Raw genomic sequence first — 17,540 nt, forward strand, 5'->3', positions numbered from 1 at the left:
TCGAAAGTAAGAAGGTTAGTTTTTAAGTTGGAAACAAAAACTAAAGATGGATTTTACGATTAGATTTCGTTATAATGTAGACTTGACTGATTTGTGCGCGCAGTAGAAATTTGAGAAAGAAGGTGTAATCTGTGACAATACAAACATTTACACAGTATAATTTTCAACCGTTTTTAATAGATGCAGTTCGTGAATTACGTTTTACGGAGCCGACAGAAATTCAAAAGAAAATATTCCCTGTTGTAAAAAAAGGAGTAAGTATAATTGGACAATCCCAAACAGGATCAGGAAAAACACATGCATACTTACTACCGACAATCAATCAAATTGATCCAAAACGTGAAGAAGTGCAGCTTGTGATTACGGCGCCAACGCGTGAGTTAGCACAACAAATTTATCAAGAAATTATTAAATTAACGAAGTTTTGTACGGAAGAACAAATGATTACAGCGCGTTGCTTAATTGGGGGAACAGATAAACAGCGATCGATTGAAAAATTGAAAAAGCAGCCACATATCGTTGTTGGAACGCCAGGTCGTATTAAAGATTTAATAGAAGAGCAAGCTTTATTTGTTCATACAGCAGAAACGATTATTGTCGATGAAGCAGATTTAATGCTTGATATGGGATTTATTCAAGATGTAGATAAAGTTGCAGCGCGCATGCCGAAAAATTTGCAAATGCTCGTTTTTTCTGCGACGATTCCGCAAAAATTGAAACCATTTCTGAAAAAATATATGGAGAATCCAGAGCATATTCATATTAATCCGAAGCAAGTTGCTGCGGGAAACATTGAACATTATTTAGTTCCATCGAGACATCGTAATAAAATTGAAATAGTCAAGAATATGTTGCTTCAATTTCAGCCGTACTTAGCAATTGTTTTTACAAATACGAAAAAAATGGCAGAAGAAGTTGCGAATGGATTAACAGAGCGAGGATTAAAAGTAGGACGTATTCATGGTGACCTATCACCTCGTGACCGCAAAAAAATGATGAAACAAATTCGTGATTTGGAATTTCAATACATTGTTGCGACAGACTTAGCGGCACGTGGTATTGATATAGAAGGAATTAGTCATGTTATTAACTATGAAATTCCGTCTGACTTAGACTTCTTTGTTCACCGTGTTGGTCGTACAGCACGCGCTGGGTATTCTGGTATTGCTGTAACGATATATGATGCGCGTGATGAAGAAGCGATAGATAGTTTGGAAAAACAACGTAATATTACGTTTAAACATGTAGAATTGCGAAATGGTGAATGGATAGATTTAGGGGAGCGCAACCGACGTCAAAGCCGTAAAAAACCAAATAATGAGTTGGATATTATGGCAACGAAAGTTGTGAAAAAACCGAAAAAAGTAAAGCCTGGATATAAGAAAAAATTAGCAGCTGAACGTGAAAAGGTAAAGAAAAAATATAGTCGTAAAAAAAGATAAGGGAAACCTTATCTTTTTTATTGTCGGATTTGCAAAGAATTTTTTTGAGTAAGCAATTCGCTACATATTTCTACAAATTATGCTATTATTATAGCTATTGTATATTGAAGAGGTGATAATATGTTGAAGATTGGATCTCATGTTTCAATGAGTGGGAAAAAAATGCTATTAGCTGCAAGTGAAGAGGCAGTTTCATATGGTGCTACGACATTTATGATTTACACAGGTGCACCGCAAAATACGAGAAGAAAGCCGATTGAAGAATTAAATATAGAAGCTGGCCGTAAACATATGGAAGAACATGGAATTAAAGAAATTATTGTCCATGCACCATATATTATTAATATTGGAAATACAACAAAGCCTGAAACATTCCAATTAGGTGTGGATTTCTTGCGCATGGAAATTGAAAGAACAGAAGCGCTTGGAGTAGCAAAACAAATTGTTCTGCATCCTGGAGCTCATGTTGGGGCGGGTGCAGATGCAGGGATTGCACAAATTATAAAAGGTTTGAATGAAGTATTAACGCCAGAACAAACAGTAAATATTGCATTAGAAACAATGGCTGGAAAAGGTACAGAATGCGGACGTAGCTTTGAGGAAATTGCGAGAATTATTGATGGTGTAACATATAATGAAAAGCTATCTGTATGTTTTGATACGTGTCATACACATGATGCAGGTTATGATATTGCCAATGATTTTGATGGCGTTTTAAATGAGTTTGATAAAATTGTTGGAATTGATCGCTTGCAAGTTTTACACGTTAATGACAGTAAAAATGTTCGCGGAGCTGCAAAAGACCGTCATGAAAATATTGGTTTTGGTCATATTGGTTATAAAGCTTTACATGATATCGTTCATCATCCGCAGTTAGAGCACATACCAAAGATTCTTGAAACGCCATATGTAGGGGAAGAGAAGAAAGATAAAAAGCCACCATACAAATTTGAAATTGAAATGTTAAAGAACGGAACATTTGATGAAGGGCTTCTTGAGAAGATTAAAGGACAATAAGGAGGGGGTCCCCTCCTTATTTTAATAATTTCTGAAAGAGTGTATTCACTTGCTGGGCGGTAGAAGGAGAGGTTACTTTCGCAATTTTTTTTAAGAGTTCGAGCCTTTCATCTGTATTATAAATATTAATATTTTTTCCTTTCATCAATAAAACAATTTGATCTGCTTGTTCAGTTGTAATAGGAATTTCATATTCTTTACTATATTTCAATAATTCTTTTGGTGTCATGTTATTTATTTTTTTGTTCACAATTTGTTTGATGAGGTTCACGAGATAGTCCTCCTTCAGGTGTTCGTTTATCGAAATATATGTGTATAGTGCCTGTATATATTCGTATGACACTTCTTTTTTTCTATTAGAAAAAGAAGAATATGTTATAATAAAAGAACGAAACGCCAGAAAAAGATTATAAGGAGGGCTTATGGAAAAGAAACAACATCGAAAAGAAAGTGTTATCCATCTCTTGTATCGTTTAATTATGATTGTCTTTGGAGCAGCGTGTGCAGCAGTAGCAATTGAACTATTTTTAATCCCAAATAAAATTATTGATGGTGGAATTATTGGTGTTTCCCTCATACTAGATTACCTTACCCCTAACATTTGGTGGCTAAGTTTTTCTACTTTAGTTGTTATCCTCAATATACCATTTATGTACTCCGGTTATAAGCAAATTGGAAAGACATTTATGCTATCTTCAACTTTTGCGATTGTCGCGTTAGCATTTATTGAAACAACACTACATACTATCAAACCATTTACGACAGAACCTATTTTAGCAACTGTGTTTGGTGGCCTTATATTAGGTCTTGGTGTAGGACTCGTTATTCGTCATGGTGGATCATTAGATGGAACTGAAATTATGGGAATCTTATTAACAAAAAAATTACCATTCTCGGTTGGGGAATTTGTTATGTTTGTGAACTTATTCATTTTTGCTTGGGCAGCCTTTGTATTTGGTGTAGAGCAGGCAATGTATTCTGTTATGACCTACTATATTGCTTTCAAAACAATTGATACTGTTATTCAAGGATTGGATGAAACAAAGGCTGTGTTAATTGTTTCTGATCAATATGAAGAAGTATCAAATGCGATATTACACCGTCTTGGTCGCGGGACAACTAAGCTTATAGCTAAGGGTGGTTATACCGATAAAGAAAAAGAAGTGATTTACGCCGTTGTGACACGTCTTGAAGTAACAAAATTAAAATCAATTGTTCATGAAATTGATGAAAACGCCTTTGTTACAATTATGAGTACACAAGAGACAAATGGTGGTAAGTTTAAATCAGCTATCCATTAAAAAAAGTATGTTCAAAAAGCAGAGAGAAATTCTCTGTTTTTTTGTTATAATAATAAGGTTGTCTAAAGTAAATCATATATTTTAGGCAGATTGGTTTACAACTATAATCAGCTGTACTATAATTCAAATAGAAATAAATCGGAATCATTCTGAATTAAAATAGGTGAGATGATATGGAAAATATATTAGAAATAGAAGGTTTGACATTTCGCTATGAAGATCGAAATGTGATAGAAGACATTCATTTGCAAGTTCCTAAGGGAGCTTTTTTAGGTTTGGTTGGACCGAATGGATCTGGTAAATCAACGTTGTTAAAGTGTATATTAGGTGTTTTGAAGCTAAAGAAAGGAAATATTCGATTATTTGGCATTGATAGTAGAAAATTTAAAGCATGGAATCAAATCGGTTATGTTTCACAAAAGGCTAACAGCTTTAACTCTGGGTTTCCAGCAACTGTGTTTGAAGTGGTTTCTATGGGGCTTGTGTCGAAAAAAGGCTTATTCCGCTTTTTGACGAAAGAGGATAAAGAAAAGGTAGCAAAAGCAATTGCAGATGTAGGAATGAGTGAGTTTCAAAATCGTAACATTGGAGAACTTTCTGGAGGTCAACAGCAACGTGTGTTTATCGCTCGTGCACTTGTAAGCAGTCCAGAATTACTCATTTTGGATGAGCCTACTGTGGGAGTTGACATAAAGAGTGTAGAAAGTTTCTATGAAATATTAGAAGATTTAAATAAAAGGTTAGGTATTACACTTATTCTTGTTACACACGATATAGGAGCTGTAACAGAAAAAGTGACGCACGTTGCATGTTTAAATCAGCGTTTACATTTTCATGGGAAGGTAGAGAAATTCCGAGAGTTAGAGGATGCAGACATGTCCATTTTATATGGGTATCATGTTCATCGATTAGAACATGATCATGAGCATCACGGGAGGGTACAATGATACAGGATTTTTTACAATATGATTTTTTACGAAATTCATTATACGCTGGTATTTTAATAGGATTGATAGCGCCTCTTATAGGAGTATTTGTTGTAATCCGCCGTTTGTCCCTTATTGCAGATGCATTAAGTCACGTGACATTGTCGGGGATCGCTGCAAGTTTGTTGCTTGAAAAAACGATATTTACTGGTGGATTTTTAAATCCATTATATATGGGGATGCTTTTTTCAATGGGCGGAGCATTGCTTATTGAAAAATTACGCTCTGTATATAAACATTATCAAGAGTTAGCAATCCCGATTATTCTGTCAGCTGGGATGGGGATGGGGGTTATTTTCATCTCGCTTGCTAATGGGTTTAATACAGATTTATTTAGTTATTTATTTGGTAGTGTAAGTGCTGTAACAAGCGCAGATTTAATGATTATTGGCATTGTAGCAATCGCGGTTGTAGCAACGATTATTTTATTATATAAAGAGCTATTTTTATTATCATTTGATGAAGAATATGCTGTGTCAACAGGACTTCGTGCAAAGTGGCTCCACTTTATTTTTATTATTTTAGTTGCTCTTGTTATTGCTGTATCCATGCGAATTGTTGGGGTTCTTCTTGTATCGTCTTTAATGACTTTACCGGTAGCAGCAAGTATTCGAATTGCTAAAGGATTTAAGCAAACGATTTTCTTCTCCGTTTTATTTGGAGAAATTGCTGTAATTGGTGGAATGTTAGTTTCTTATCAACTCGATTTAGCTCCAGGTGGTACAATTGTTATGTTAGCGGTTCTCATTTTAATTGGTGCAATCTTATGGAAGAAGAAAAAAACGGCATAAAGTAGGGATAGTTATGAACTTAACAGAAGCTTTACGCTTAATGAAGGAAAAAGGATATAAACATACTGGAAAACGAGAGGAAATGTTACGTTTATTTGCGAAACATAATCGGTACTTAACAGCAAAAGACGTGTTAGAACACATGAAGGATAATTATCCGGGATTGAGTTTTGATACAATTTATCGTAATTTAACCGTATTTGCTGAAATCGGTATTTTAGAGCAGACAGAATTAAATGGGGAAAAACATTTTCGCTTTACATGTTCTATTATGGAACATCATCATCATTTCATTTGTTTAGATTGTGGTGGTACAAAAGAAATTACTTCTTGTCCAATGGATTTTATGAATAAAGATTTTAAAGGATATGAGGTCACAGGTCATAAATTTGAAATATATGGACGTTGTCCGAAATGTGCAAAGTAAGAGCTCATCAGCTGAAAAGTTGATGGGCTTTTCTCATATGATACAGAAAGGCCTGTTTACATCATAGTGTAAGCAGGCCTTTATTATTATTGTTCTTGTTTTTCTTTTTCTTGGTTTTCAGCCATTTCAGCAGCGATGACATCAATTTCTTTTTTGAGTTCTTCTACCATTGTTTCTTCTGGAACTTTTCGAACAACTTTTCCTTTGCGGAATAATAAGCCTTCACCACGTGCTCCAGCAATCCCGATATCAGCTTCACGAGCTTCGCCTGGGCCATTTACTGCACAGCCAAGCACAGCTACTTTAATCGGTACTTTTAATGTAGAGATATACTCTTCCACTTCATTTGCAATACTGATTAGGTCGATTTCAATACGTCCGCAAGTTGGACAAGAAATAAGTGTTGCGGCATTTGAAGCAAGACCAAATGACTTTAACAATTCACGAGCCACTTTTACTTCTTCAACTGGATCAGCACTTAGCGAGATGCGAAGTGTATTTCCGATACCTTTGCTTAAAATAGCTCCAAGACCAGCGGCACTTTTAACTGTTCCGGCAAATAGAGTACCGGACTCTGTAATGCCTAAATGCAATGGATAATCGAAAGCACGAGCTGCTTTCTCATAAGCTTCAATAGCTAAATTTACATCGGATGCTTTCATCGATACGATAATATCATGAAAGTCTAAGTCCTCTAAAATTTTAATATGATGCAATGCGCTCTCGACCATACCATCAGCAGTAGGGTAGCCATACTTTTCTAGAATATGACGCTCTAATGAACCGGCATTTACACCAATTCGAATTGGAATACCGCGCTCTTTGGCAGCATTTACAACAGCTTCTACTTTGTGGCGGCGCCCGATATTACCCGGGTTAATACGCACTTTATCAATGCCACCTTCGATTGCCTTTAAAGCAAGACGATAGTCAAAATGAATATCAGCAACAAGCGGAATATTAATTTGCTTTTTAATATCAGCAATGGCATTTGCAGCTCGTTCGTCTGGAACAGCTACGCGGACAATTTGACAGCCTGCTTCTTCTAAACGCTTAATTTCAGCAACAGTTGCTTCTACATCATGCGTTTTTGTTGTAGTCATACTTTGTATAATTAATTCATTATTACCACCAATTGTTAAATTACCGACTTTAACCGGACGTGTTTTTGTACGATGAGTTATTTCATTCACGAATAGATCGCTCTCCTTATAAAAGAAGTTTCTTATTTTGTCTCTTATACCGCACATAGTATATGAAGTATAAGGAAATCGAAACCACTATGCTTGGTTTCACTTTTACTATTGTATCAGCGCCTTTATAGAATTGACAAGGATAATGTAACGGTTCATTGATATAATGGGAATTTATACGATTTTCCAATTTGAATTTTTGTAGACGTTCTCTCTTTATTTAATCGTTTAAAATCGTTGATTACTTTTTCGATGGATGGAACTTTTTTCTTATTAATAGCTTCTGTAATAGAGAGAACAGTATCTCCTGTTTTTACCTCGATTTTTTTATAAGATGTATCCGTCTTCTTTTTTGTCTCTTTCTTTATATCTTCTTTTTTAACAGTTTGAGCAGCAATTGTTTTTTTGTATGAGCTTAACATTGGCAAAGTACCAATTTTTATATCGTAATAAAATATATAACCGAGAACAAGCACAAATAAAAATACGCCAAGTCTCTTCATATTCCTCACTCCTTTGTTAGGAATATATGCTTGTCCTAAAAAAAAATGCCTAAATAGCGATATAGAATGTATGGTAAGAAAGCAAATCAAATTGGTTGTTTCATTCTGGAGAAAAGAGGACGTTGAGAAAAATGTATTTCAAAGACGTTCTAAATGGGGTGTATACAGTTGAAATCTCAAATGGAAAGGATAGAACGTATCACTTCAAGCAACATTACGCCTATGTAAAGGAAACGGATAACAATTTATCAATTGACATGAACTAAGTCTAAGTGAGCAAAAGTTTATATCAAATAAAGGCGATCCAAAACGTATGTGTTTTGGATCGCCTCTTTTGTAATCATTATTTTTCTTTTGGTGTTGGAATTTCTTTTATTGCTAAGTATAAGACGATTAAAATAACTGCAATGTAAAGAGGGAATGATCCGGGAACTGTAATCTTTAGTAAGTCCATAATCATAAAGAAAACAGTTGGGATTGTATAACTATAAGCAGTTAACGTCCAAACTTGTTTATAAGATAATTTGCGCTGACCGCTCATAGCAGATCCGATAAATGCCAGTAGTGTAACACCTAAAAAAGTAATAAATAATTGGAATAAATAAGTAAAGAACCCGATAACAAGCATTAAAATAGGATACATACTATTGAAAAAAGAAAGAAAGTCTTGCAAGTCTTTTTTCTCAAGAGAAGCACCTAATAAATCATTGTAAGAATATGTTCGTGTTATTCCATTTGCAACAGAAATAACTTTGTCTTTTAGAACAAACAACCCTGTTTTGTTCGTATACTTTCCTGTATCAGTAGCATTTGGATCGAATACAAAGATAGAGTTTCCCTCCTCTTTTTCAATGGGTTGATTAATATCTGCCTTTAGTTCCCCATTTTCTATTTTAAAGTCTGGAATGTCTTGTTCAAGCGCTTGCTTTATGATTCCAACGCTATCTTGAATAACGCTGCCATACAATAAAGTTCTCGGGATGGTTGTAAGGAAACAGAGTAATAAGATATAAAGAATCGTTTTTCCGATTTTTTGAAACCGAAAAAGCGCCATGTCTTTCGGTGAGTATAGACTCTTTCCAATTTGTGTAAAGATAGACATAGATTCACTTCCTTTTTATATTAAGTAGACATATATAAACATTGTAACGTACGTATCTAGAGAATCACAAGCAATATCGCGCTCTCATGTCATGCGTAGCGAGTTTATTATATAAGTTTTTTGAAAACACAATGCATGAAAAGAAAAATATAATTGACACTTTTCTTTTTTATATGGTAAATTTATCTTACATTTCTTGCATCTTCTATTTTGTAGGAAGCTCGTTTTTATAGAAGTTTCATGGAAGAAGCATAAAGAATGATATAGTCGTTTTTCCTATAATCATGTATATAATCTTGGACCCTTAGCTCAGTTGGTTAGAGCAGACGGCTCATAACCGTCCGGTCGTAGGTTCGAGTCCTACAGGGTCCATACCCATGTTACATACTTATAAATGCAGGCAAGAAGCTTCCTTGTAGAAGGAGGCTTTTTTTACGAAATAAGTGAGCATTTTGTTTGAAAAGAAATGGGGATTTTGCTACTTTAATGATAGCAAGACAATGTGATTTAATTTGTTTTCACCCTATGGCAATTAGGGTAAAATGAAGTTGTATGCCAAACTGTTTTGGCAATACATAAAATGGGAGGAATATAACAATGGCAAAACATGAATTACCAAATTTACCTTATGCGTATGATGCATTAGAGCCTCATTTTGACAAAGAAACAATGAACATCCATCATACGAAACACCACAATACGTACGTAACAAACTTAAATGCTGCATTAGAAGGTCACGCAGAATTAGCTGACAAAAGTGTTGAAGAATTAGTTGCAAATTTAAACGAAGTACCAGAAGAAATTCGTACTGCAGTACGTAACAATGGTGGTGGACATGCAAACCATAGCTTCTTCTGGACAATCTTATCTCCAAATGGCGGTGGACAACCAGTAGGTGAACTTGCTACTGCAATTGAAGCAAAATTCGGTAGCTTTGATGCATTCAAAGCAGAATTTGCAAAAGCTGGTGCATCTCGATTCGGTTCTGGTTGGGCTTGGTTAGTAGTAAACAACGGTGAACTAGAAGTAACAAGTACTCCAAACCAAGATTCACCTTTAACAGAAGGGAAAACACCAATCATCGGTTTAGATGTTTGGGAGCATGCTTACTACTTACATTACCAAAACCGCCGTCCTGATTACATCAGTGCGTTCTGGAATGTTGTAGACTGGAATGCAGCTGAAAAACGTTACCAAGAAGCTAAATAATAGTACTTGTTTCATTTTATACAAGGGAATATGAAAAGAGCTAGGGGCATATGCCGCTAGCTTTTTTGTATGCTTTCTTTTACATAATTGTGCCTAGTCTTTGGAAGACTAGAACATGAAGTAAAGGAGAGTTATATATGAAGTGGAAACATGTAATTGGTGATGTTGAGGTGAATCGGGATTTAATATTATTACTTAGTATGGGCGGATTGTATACACTCGCTATTTCATTATCCAATACATTTGTTAACATTTATTTATGGAAGCAAACGCAAAATTATGTAAACATAGGGCTATATAATTTAGCAAGTGTTGTGTTACAACCGCTGACTTTTTTATTCGCAGGAAAATTAGCGAAAAGAATCGATCGCGCCATTTTATTGCGGATCGGAGTTGGAACATTAGCGACTTTTTTTATTGTAGTTTTACTTACAGGAACGCATGCTTCCCAATATATTATATTAATAGGTGGGCTCCTTGGTATTGGGTATGGGTTTTATTGGTTGGCCTTTAACTTGTTAACGTTTGAAATTACAGAGCCAGAAACGCGTGATTTTTTCAATGGTTTTCTTGGTCTTTTAACTTCGTTTGCTGGCATGATTGGGCCAATAACAGCTGGATATACCATTTCTCGTATGGAAAAGTGGAGCGGCTATACAGTGATTTTTTTTCTTTCATTAACTTTGTTTGCAATCGCTGTTGTTATGAGCTTTTTTTTATCGAAAAGAGAGTGTGAAGGTCGCTATGAAGTTGTACAAGTTCTACAGGAACGAAAGATAGATAAAAACTGGGGAAGAATCACACGTGCTCATTTTTTTCAAGGGCTACGAGAAGGGATTTTTGTCTTTGTTATTTCTGTGTACATCTATTTGGCAACAGGGAGTGAATTTGCGTTAGGGAAGTATAGTTTAGTAAATTCGGCTGTTTCGTTTGTAGCTTATTACTTAGTTACTCGCATGTTAAAAAAAGAATGGAGAAAAAAAGCCATTTTGCTTGGTGGAATTATTTTATATGCTGTGGTATTTTTAGTTATTTTTCATGTTACATATGCGAAATTACTTATCTATGCAGCTTCTATTGCAATTGCTTATCCAATCTTACTCGTTCCTTATGGCTCAATGACTTATGATGTAATTGGAAGAGCGAAAAATGCAAAAGAATGGCGAGTGGAGTATATTGTTGTGCGAGAATTATGGTTAAATGGTGGAAGAATTTGCTCTATTATTAGTTTTTTATGCGCTGTATCGTTTTTTCAACCAGAAAAAAGCTTACCTGTTTTATTAGGCATCCTTGGGGCTGGACATTTCCTTGTTTATTTTGCTGTGCGAAATGTCAAATACAGTGAGAAGAATATGAATAGAACAAGCATAATAGCTACAGAAACGATACCAAATCGCACAGAACCAGAAGGTTAACTTCTTCTTTGTTTTATGCTAGAATAAAAAGACACGTAAAATAGCTGTAAGGGCACCTGTAACAGGTGTCCCTTTCATATTATATAGCTAAAGGTGGTAGAGGGGGTTCGTATGAGTAAGAAAAAAAAGAAAAAGACCCACGTTCCGTTTCGGCTGAACGTGTTATTTCTTTGTGTATTTTTAATGTTCTCTGCGGTTATTGTAAGGCTTGGTTATGTACAAATTGTTCATGGGGAGGAGTACAAAAACGAAGTTGAGAAAAAAGAAAACTCAACAATTAGTAATCCGGTTCCACGTGGAAAAATATTTGACCGATATGGCCGTTCCGTTGTAGATAATGATCCAGTTCGAACCATTACATTTACGCGAATGAAAGGGTCGACTTCAGAGGAACGTTTAGAAACAGCGAAAAAGCTTGCAGATTTAATTGAAGTATCACCGGATAAATTAACAGAACGTGATAAAAAAGATTATTGGCTGTTCCTTCATAAAGAAGAAGCGAAAGCAAAAATTACAAAAAAAGATCGCGAAGAATTAAAAGAAAAAAAAATTGATGATAAAGAAGTCGCAGAGCGTCAACGAAATCGTGTGACGGAAGAAGAATTAAATCAATTAACAGAAAAAGATTTAGAAGTGCTGGCGATTAAGAGTAAGATGGACGGCGGATATGCTATGACGCCGCAAATTATTAAAAAGCAAGTAACCCCGAAAGAATACGCTGTAGTCAGCGAGCGTTTAGCGTTATTACCAGGTGTCGATACAAATGTGGATTGGGATCGTAAATATACGTATGATGATATGTTCCGCAGTGTACTTGGTGGTGTAACAAGCTCGGATGAAGGGTTACCAAAAGAACGCTTAGATTATTTCCTTGTTCGGGATTATAACCGTAATGATCGAGTTGGAAAAAGTTATATTGAACAACAATATGAAGATGCACTTCACGGTTCAAAGGCAGAAGTGAAGAATATTACAGATAAAAATGGTAATATTTTAGAAACAGTAAATGTCTTGAAAGGGCAACGAGGAAATGATCTAAATTTAACAATTGACATGGAACTGCAAAAACGTGTCGAAGAAATTATTGGAAAATATTTAATGAAATTTAAAGGTTCAGAGCCTCTGCTTGATCGAGCGTTTGTTGTAATGATGAATCCGAAAAACGGTGAAATTCTGTCAATGGCTGGGAAACAGCTTGTCAATGAAGATGGGAAAACAGAAGTGAAGGACTTTGCTTTAGGTACAATGACAAGTTCTTATCCAATGGGGTCGACTGTCAAAGGTGCAACTTTGTTAACTGGATATCAAACAGGTGCCATTACACCTGGAACAACTTTATTGGATGAACCGATCAAATTAAAAGGGACACCGACGAAATCTTCTTGGAAAACGATGGGTTATATTAATGATTTAACTGCTTTAAAGATGTCTTCTAACGTATATATGTTTAAAACAGCGATGAATATTGCAAAAGTACCTTACATTCGTGGAGGTACATTAGATATTAAAAAACAAGCGTTTGATGATATGCGTTATTACTTTAGTCAGTTTGGTCTAGGAGTGAAAACAGGTATCGACTTACCGAATGAATCAGCTGGACTTCAAGGTTCGCAGTATACACCTGGTTTCTTGTTAGACTTAGCGATTGGCCAGTATGATAACTATACACCACTTCAGCTTGCACAATATGTATCTACAATTGCAAATGGTGGCTATCGTATGCAACCGCAAATTGTAAAAGAAATTCGTCAACCAGCAGCGAAACCTGATGAAGTTGGAAAAGTCATTCAATCAATGGAACCGAAAGTATTGAACCGTATTGATATGCCTGAGAGTCAGATTAAACGAATTCAAGAAGGGTTTAGGCAAGTGTTTAATGATGCGAGTGGTACTGGCAAGAGATACTTTGCGACTGCAAAGTATCAAGCTGCCGGAAAAACAGGAACTGCTCAAATACCATACGGTGGTGACAAAGAAATTGGAAAAGATGCAAATGGTCAGCGTAAAATAATTTATAACTTAACGTTAGTAGGGTATGCACCATTTGATAATCCAGAAGTTGCCTTCTCCGTTGTTGTTCCGTGGGTATATGATGATAAAACAGGAATTAACGGATACATTGGTCGTGAAATTCTGGATGCTTACTTTGATTTGAAAAAGCAAGCATTAACAGGTGAAGAGCCGCAAGATGAAAAAGGGGAAAAATCAAAGAAACAAGATGATGAATAAATTGATATCAGTTTGGCACACTATCTCAAAAGATAGTGTGCTTTTTTTGTAAGTGATACATATATTTTAGTAATGATGGACAAGTCCAGAAAATGCAATTATCTATATGAAAGTTTGAAGTCAATTGTAGAGAATGGACAGAAAAGGGGAGGGGCTTTCATGATCATTCAAAAAGTTGAACTTTACAAAATTTTTACAAACAATTAAAACCTCATTAATAGTTTGGCATTATTCTTATACCTGTAATCCTGTTATGTAGGTTACTTCTAGGAGGAACACGTGTGAAGGGGATACACAGATTGAGCAAGGTTTTCATCGTATCGATATGTTCTATATTTTTGTACATGTCTCCTGCATTTGCTGCAAATAAAATAGGAGAAGTGAGAGTTGATGGATCCTCAACGGTTTTTCCTATTATGGAAGCAGTAGCAGAAGAATATACAAAGAAAGAACCGCATGTGAAAGTTTCTATTAGTATTTCTGGGACAGGAGGAGGATTCCAACGTTTTGGAGCAGGAGAAGTGGATATGAATAACGCTTCACGTTCCATGAAACGAGTGGAAGAGAAAATGATGAGAGAGAACTCCATCCAATTTACACCACTTGAAATTGCTTATGACGGTTTGACTATGATTGTAAATCGTCAAAATAAGTGGGTGGATAATATGACAGTAGAAGAATTACGGAGATTATGGAGTGAAGATGGAAGTATAAAACGGTGGTCGCATATCCATCCAGAATGGCCGAAGGAAAACGTTCAATTTTATGCACCAGGCGTGGATTCTGGTACGTATGATTATTTTCAAAATGTAGTCTTACAAAAGAATCGCCTTGTAAAAACAGTTTCATTGTCAGAAGATGATCAAGTTATTATGCAAGGTGTTATGAATGATAGAAATGCGATTGCATTTGTAGGGTATGCCTACTACATGGCAAATCGTGATAAGGTAAAGGCCATTAAAGTAAACGGTGTATTTCCGACAAAAGAAACCATTCAATTCGGAATGTATAAGCCGTTATCAAGACCTCTGTTCGCATATGTAAATCATGCGTCTCTCCACAATAAAGAGAGTGTAGCAGATTATGTTGCATTCATGATGAAGCATGTAGGAGAGTTAGCCGAGGAAGTCGGATATGTAAGGTTACCAGAAGAAAAATATAATGATCAGCTGCGAATGTTAACAGAAATAGAGAGATAATGTCAGGGTGGAAAGGGGTTTTCATCTTTGGCTCATCATAACAAAAGTCAAATTACATTTTCTGTGCAGCATTTGATTGAAAGGAATCGGCTTAAAAGAAAGAAAACGCAGCGAATCAATCGAATGGTTCCAGTATTTCTAAAGGCAATTGCTAGCGTTTCTATTATAACGACAGTAGGAATCGTGATGACGCTTGCAAATGAAACGATGATGTTTTTTCGAAAAGTATCATTGCATGATTTTTTTCTTGATAAAGAGTGGTTACCTTTTTTTGAAGAACCGAAATTTGGAATACTTCCGCTTATATGTGGAACATTTCTTGTTACAATCATTGCTATGGTTGTGGCGATTCCAGTTGGATTAGGGTGTGCCATTTTCTTAAGTGAGTATGCTCCAAAGGCTGCTAGAAAGTTATTAAAGCCGTTGTTAGAACTATTGGCAGGTATCCCGACAATTGTATACGGCTTTTTTGCATTAACGATTGTTACACCACTTTTACAAAAAATGATTCCAAATTTACAATTTTTCAATGCGATTAGTCCAGGAATTGTAATTGGTTTTATGATGATTCCGACGGTTGCTTCTCTTGCTGAGGATGCAATGGGGGCTGTAGCAAAGGGAGCCAAGGAAGCCTCGTTGGCGCTTGGAGCAACTCGATTTGAAACAGTCAAGCAAGTCATCTTACCTGCCGCGTTTAGCGGAATTATAGCTGCGGTTTTATTGGCAGCTTCTCGTGCGATTGGTGAAACGATGATTGTTGTCATTGCGGGCGGTTCAACGCCAAATTTATCTTTGGATCCAACACATTCGATTCAAACATTAACAGCATATATTGTTCAAGTGAGTTTAGGAGATGCACCGCATGGTACGATTACTTACTACAGTATGTATGCTGTAGGGGCTACGCTCCTTGTATTTACGTTTATGATGAATATCATTTCACAGCAAATTATGCGTCGATTTAAAGAGGCGATATAAAATGCGGATGTTAAATCATAAGCGGATAAAAGAAAACATGTCGTTTCGCTTTTGGAAAGATCGAGTATATAAATGGATTTTTTCTATTGCAATGCTGTTTTCTATTCTGATTCTGATTGTATTGCTATATCAAATTTTTGAAAAAGGTATCGGCTATCTTTCAATCGATTTTTTGATACATTTTGCTTCGCGCCATCCAAATCAAACGGGGATTGCTGCCGCATTATCAGGAACAATATTGTTTATGAGTATTGTTGTACCAGTCTCATTTATTTTAGGAGTCGGTACAGCACTATATTTAGAGCATTATGCCAAACAATCTATTTTTACAAGAATGATAGCATTAAATATTCAAACATTAGCGGGTGTTCCATCTGTTGTATTTGGATTGTTAGGTTTAACAATTTTTGTTTATGCTTTTCAACTGGGAGAAAGCATAGTAGCTGCTGCGCTTACAATGAGTCTTCTTTCATTGCCGACAGTTGTTGTGTCCAGTCAAGAAGCAATTCGTATGGTACCGGATGGTTTATTGGAAGCTTCGTATGGAGTAGGAGCAACGAAATGGCAAACGATGTATCAAGTTGTATTACCAACTGCTCTCCCAGGAATTTTAACTGGATGTATTTTAGCTTTGTCTAGGGCAATTGGAGAAGCAGCGCCGTTATTAGTAATTGGAGCTCTTGCTTTTGCAAATTATATTCCACTTGGAATATTTGATAGATTTACAGTTTTACCAATTCAAATTTTTAATTGGATGAGTAGGCCACAAGAAGAGTTTCAACATGTAGCAGCAGCGGGGATGATCGTTTTACTAGGATTGTTGCTAATTATGAATATGGTTGTTTTATGGCTGCGAAATCGTAAATAAAGTAGGAAATGGATGAAAGGGGAATTCAAAATGGTAGCAACAGTAGTAAATGTACAGGTGAAAAAAGAGGAAAAAGTGGAAACAGTCCCAAAAAAAGTTGTGTTCGATACGAAAAATTTAAATCTATGGTATGGAGAGGATCATGCTTTAAAAGATGTGAATTTAAGCATTCATGAGAATGAAGTAACTGCAATTATTGGGCCTAGTGGTTGTGGGAAATCCACGTACTTAAAAACATTGAACCGTATGGTTGAGCTAGTCCCAATCGTTCGAACAACAGGCGTGATTGAATATCGAGAGCGTAATATTTTTGATAAATCATATCCTGTCGAAGAGTTACGTACACATGTTGGAATGGTGTTCCAAAAGCCAAATCCATTTCCGAAATCCATCTATGAAAATGTAGCATACGGTCCGAAAATTCATGGTATTCACGATAAAAAGACGCTTGATGCTATTGTAGAAAAAAGTTTACGTGGTGCAGCAATTTGGGATGAATTAAAAGATCGATTACATGACAATGCATATGGCTTATCTGGCGGCCAACAACAGCGTTTATGTATTGCCCGCTGTTTAGCGATTGAGCCGGATGTTATTTTAATGGATGAACCAACATCTGCTCTAGATCCAATTTCTACATTGAAAGTAGAAGAGTTAATACAAGAGTTAAAGAAAAATTTTAGTATTGTAATTGTGACACATAATATGCAACAAGCAGCACGTATCTCGGATAAAACGGCATTTTTCTTAAGTGGAGAAGTCGTAGAGTATACGGATACGAATCAATTATTTACAACACCTTCAGATAAACGAACAGAAGACTATATTACAGGACGCTTTGGATAATAAGAGTAAAATGCCCCTCTTACGTTGGGGCATT

Annotated in this window: 17 protein-coding genes and 1 tRNA gene; 14 read left to right on the forward strand and 4 right to left on the reverse strand. The window is 35.8% G+C overall.

Features of this window, described 5'->3' with window-relative positions; genetic code table 11:
- Positions 1–131: 131 nt before the first annotated feature.
- Together MR059_RS04555 and MR059_RS04560 are read left to right on the forward strand one after the other, a co-directional pair.
- Positions 132–1,442, forward strand: a complete 1,311-nt coding sequence (locus tag MR059_RS04555; protein WP_012095477.1) for a DEAD/DEAH box helicase — start codon at positions 132–134, stop codon at positions 1,440–1,442.
- A gap of 120 nt (positions 1,443–1,562) precedes the next feature.
- Complete coding sequence (locus MR059_RS04560) at positions 1,563–2,459, forward strand: deoxyribonuclease IV (RefSeq protein ID WP_012095476.1); 897 nt, start codon at positions 1,563–1,565, stop codon at positions 2,457–2,459.
- Positions 2,460–2,475: 16 nt separating this feature from the next.
- Here the strand turns inward: MR059_RS04560 and MR059_RS04565 are convergent, their stop codons facing one another.
- Positions 2,476–2,730, reverse strand: coding sequence for a DUF2624 domain-containing protein (locus MR059_RS04565; protein ID WP_041810026.1), 255 nt, complete (start codon positions 2,728–2,730; stop codon positions 2,476–2,478).
- 151 nt (positions 2,731–2,881) lie between these two features.
- Here MR059_RS04565 and MR059_RS04570 point away from each other — a divergent pair, with 151 nt between their 5' ends.
- The 4 genes from MR059_RS04570 (at position 2,882) to MR059_RS04585 (ending at position 5,964) form a co-directional block, all read left to right on the forward strand.
- On the forward strand, positions 2,882–3,760 hold the full coding sequence (locus tag MR059_RS04570; RefSeq protein WP_012095474.1) for a YitT family protein: 879 nt from the start codon (positions 2,882–2,884) through the stop codon (positions 3,758–3,760).
- 173 nt (positions 3,761–3,933) lie between these two features.
- On the forward strand, positions 3,934–4,707 hold the full coding sequence (locus MR059_RS04575; RefSeq protein ID WP_012095473.1) for a metal ABC transporter ATP-binding protein: 774 nt from the start codon (positions 3,934–3,936) through the stop codon (positions 4,705–4,707).
- Positions 4,704–5,537 (forward strand): metal ABC transporter permease, encoded by an 834-nt coding sequence (locus MR059_RS04580; RefSeq protein WP_012095472.1) that lies wholly within the window; start codon positions 4,704–4,706, stop codon positions 5,535–5,537. The genes MR059_RS04575 and MR059_RS04580 overlap by 4 nt, the downstream gene beginning before the upstream one ends.
- A gap of 13 nt (positions 5,538–5,550) precedes the next feature.
- The gene (locus MR059_RS04585) at positions 5,551–5,964 is read left to right on the forward strand and encodes a Fur family transcriptional regulator (protein ID WP_012095471.1); all 414 of its coding nucleotides are present in this window, start codon (positions 5,551–5,553) and stop codon (positions 5,962–5,964) included.
- A gap of 86 nt (positions 5,965–6,050) precedes the next feature.
- On the opposite strand, the gene ispG is transcribed toward MR059_RS04585, so the two are convergent.
- The 3 genes from ispG to MR059_RS04600 form a co-directional block, all read right to left on the reverse strand.
- Entirely contained in the window at positions 6,051–7,214 is a 1,164-nt protein-coding gene (gene ispG, locus MR059_RS04590; protein ID WP_162533139.1) for a flavodoxin-dependent (E)-4-hydroxy-3-methylbut-2-enyl-diphosphate synthase, read from the reverse strand.
- A gap of 98 nt (positions 7,215–7,312) precedes the next feature.
- A complete protein-coding gene (locus MR059_RS04595; RefSeq protein ID WP_012095469.1) occupies positions 7,313–7,660 on the reverse strand; it encodes a hypothetical protein in 348 nt (115 codons plus the stop codon).
- A gap of 343 nt (positions 7,661–8,003) precedes the next feature.
- On the reverse strand, positions 8,004–8,762 hold the full coding sequence (locus MR059_RS04600; RefSeq protein ID WP_012095468.1) for a DUF1189 domain-containing protein: 759 nt from the start codon (positions 8,760–8,762) through the stop codon (positions 8,004–8,006).
- A gap of 298 nt (positions 8,763–9,060) precedes the next feature.
- On the opposite strand from MR059_RS04600, the gene MR059_RS04605 reads away from it, so the two are divergent.
- The 8 genes from MR059_RS04605 to pstB all read left to right on the forward strand — a co-directional run bounded on the left by MR059_RS04605 (position 9,061) and on the right by pstB (position 17,506).
- Positions 9,061–9,134, forward strand: a tRNA-Ile gene (locus tag MR059_RS04605).
- Between the two features lie 225 nt (positions 9,135–9,359).
- Positions 9,360–9,971, forward strand: a complete 612-nt coding sequence (gene sodA / locus MR059_RS04610; protein ID WP_012095467.1) for a superoxide dismutase [Mn] — start codon at positions 9,360–9,362, stop codon at positions 9,969–9,971.
- A gap of 137 nt (positions 9,972–10,108) precedes the next feature.
- Positions 10,109–11,386, forward strand: a complete 1,278-nt coding sequence (locus MR059_RS04615) for an MFS transporter (RefSeq protein ID WP_012095466.1) — start codon at positions 10,109–10,111, stop codon at positions 11,384–11,386.
- A 111-nt stretch (positions 11,387–11,497) separates the two neighbouring features.
- Positions 11,498–13,615 carry a peptidoglycan D,D-transpeptidase FtsI family protein gene (locus MR059_RS04620; protein WP_012095465.1) on the forward strand — a complete coding sequence of 706 codons (2,118 nt, stop codon included), beginning with the start codon at positions 11,498–11,500 and terminating at the stop codon, positions 13,613–13,615.
- A gap of 290 nt (positions 13,616–13,905) precedes the next feature.
- Complete coding sequence (locus MR059_RS04625; protein WP_370684836.1) at positions 13,906–14,814, forward strand: PstS family phosphate ABC transporter substrate-binding protein; 909 nt, start codon at positions 13,906–13,908, stop codon at positions 14,812–14,814.
- A 27-nt stretch (positions 14,815–14,841) separates the two neighbouring features.
- Positions 14,842–15,792, forward strand: a complete 951-nt coding sequence (gene pstC / locus MR059_RS04630; RefSeq protein ID WP_012095463.1) for a phosphate ABC transporter permease subunit PstC — start codon at positions 14,842–14,844, stop codon at positions 15,790–15,792.
- 1 nt (position 15,793) lies between these two features.
- Positions 15,794–16,660 (forward strand): phosphate ABC transporter permease PstA, encoded by an 867-nt coding sequence (pstA, locus tag MR059_RS04635; protein ID WP_012095462.1) that lies wholly within the window; start codon positions 15,794–15,796, stop codon positions 16,658–16,660.
- A gap of 30 nt (positions 16,661–16,690) precedes the next feature.
- The gene (gene pstB, locus MR059_RS04640; protein ID WP_012095461.1) at positions 16,691–17,506 is read left to right on the forward strand and encodes a phosphate ABC transporter ATP-binding protein; all 816 of its coding nucleotides are present in this window, start codon (positions 16,691–16,693) and stop codon (positions 17,504–17,506) included.
- Positions 17,507–17,540: the final 34 nt, after the last annotated feature.

Source organism: Bacillus cereus group sp. BfR-BA-01522, from assembly GCF_022662635.1.
Lineage (GTDB): Bacteria > Bacillota > Bacilli > Bacillales > Bacillaceae_G > Bacillus_A > Bacillus_A cytotoxicus.

Coding starts and splice junctions, on each gene's coding strand:
- pstB (WP_012095461.1), top strand. CDS start 16,691: ATGGTAGCAACAGTAGTAAATGTACAGGTGAAAAAAGAGGAAAAAGTG.
- MR059_RS04620 (WP_012095465.1), top strand. CDS start 11,498: ATGAGTAAGAAAAAAAAGAAAAAGACCCACGTTCCGTTTCGGCTGAAC.
- pstA (WP_012095462.1), top strand. CDS start 15,794: ATGCGGATGTTAAATCATAAGCGGATAAAAGAAAACATGTCGTTTCGC.
- MR059_RS04560 (WP_012095476.1), top strand. CDS start 1,563: ATGTTGAAGATTGGATCTCATGTTTCAATGAGTGGGAAAAAAATGCTA.
- ispG (WP_162533139.1), bottom strand. CDS start 7,214: ATGTGCGGTATAAGAGACAAAATAAGAAACTTCTTTTATAAGGAGAGC.
- MR059_RS04580 (WP_012095472.1), top strand. CDS start 4,704: ATGATACAGGATTTTTTACAATATGATTTTTTACGAAATTCATTATAC.
- MR059_RS04600 (WP_012095468.1), bottom strand. CDS start 8,762: ATGTCTATCTTTACACAAATTGGAAAGAGTCTATACTCACCGAAAGAC.
- MR059_RS04570 (WP_012095474.1), top strand. CDS start 2,882: ATGGAAAAGAAACAACATCGAAAAGAAAGTGTTATCCATCTCTTGTAT.
- sodA (WP_012095467.1), top strand. CDS start 9,360: ATGGCAAAACATGAATTACCAAATTTACCTTATGCGTATGATGCATTA.
- MR059_RS04585 (WP_012095471.1), top strand. CDS start 5,551: ATGAACTTAACAGAAGCTTTACGCTTAATGAAGGAAAAAGGATATAAA.
- MR059_RS04575 (WP_012095473.1), top strand. CDS start 3,934: ATGGAAAATATATTAGAAATAGAAGGTTTGACATTTCGCTATGAAGAT.
- MR059_RS04615 (WP_012095466.1), top strand. CDS start 10,109: ATGAAGTGGAAACATGTAATTGGTGATGTTGAGGTGAATCGGGATTTA.
- MR059_RS04595 (WP_012095469.1), bottom strand. CDS start 7,660: ATGAAGAGACTTGGCGTATTTTTATTTGTGCTTGTTCTCGGTTATATA.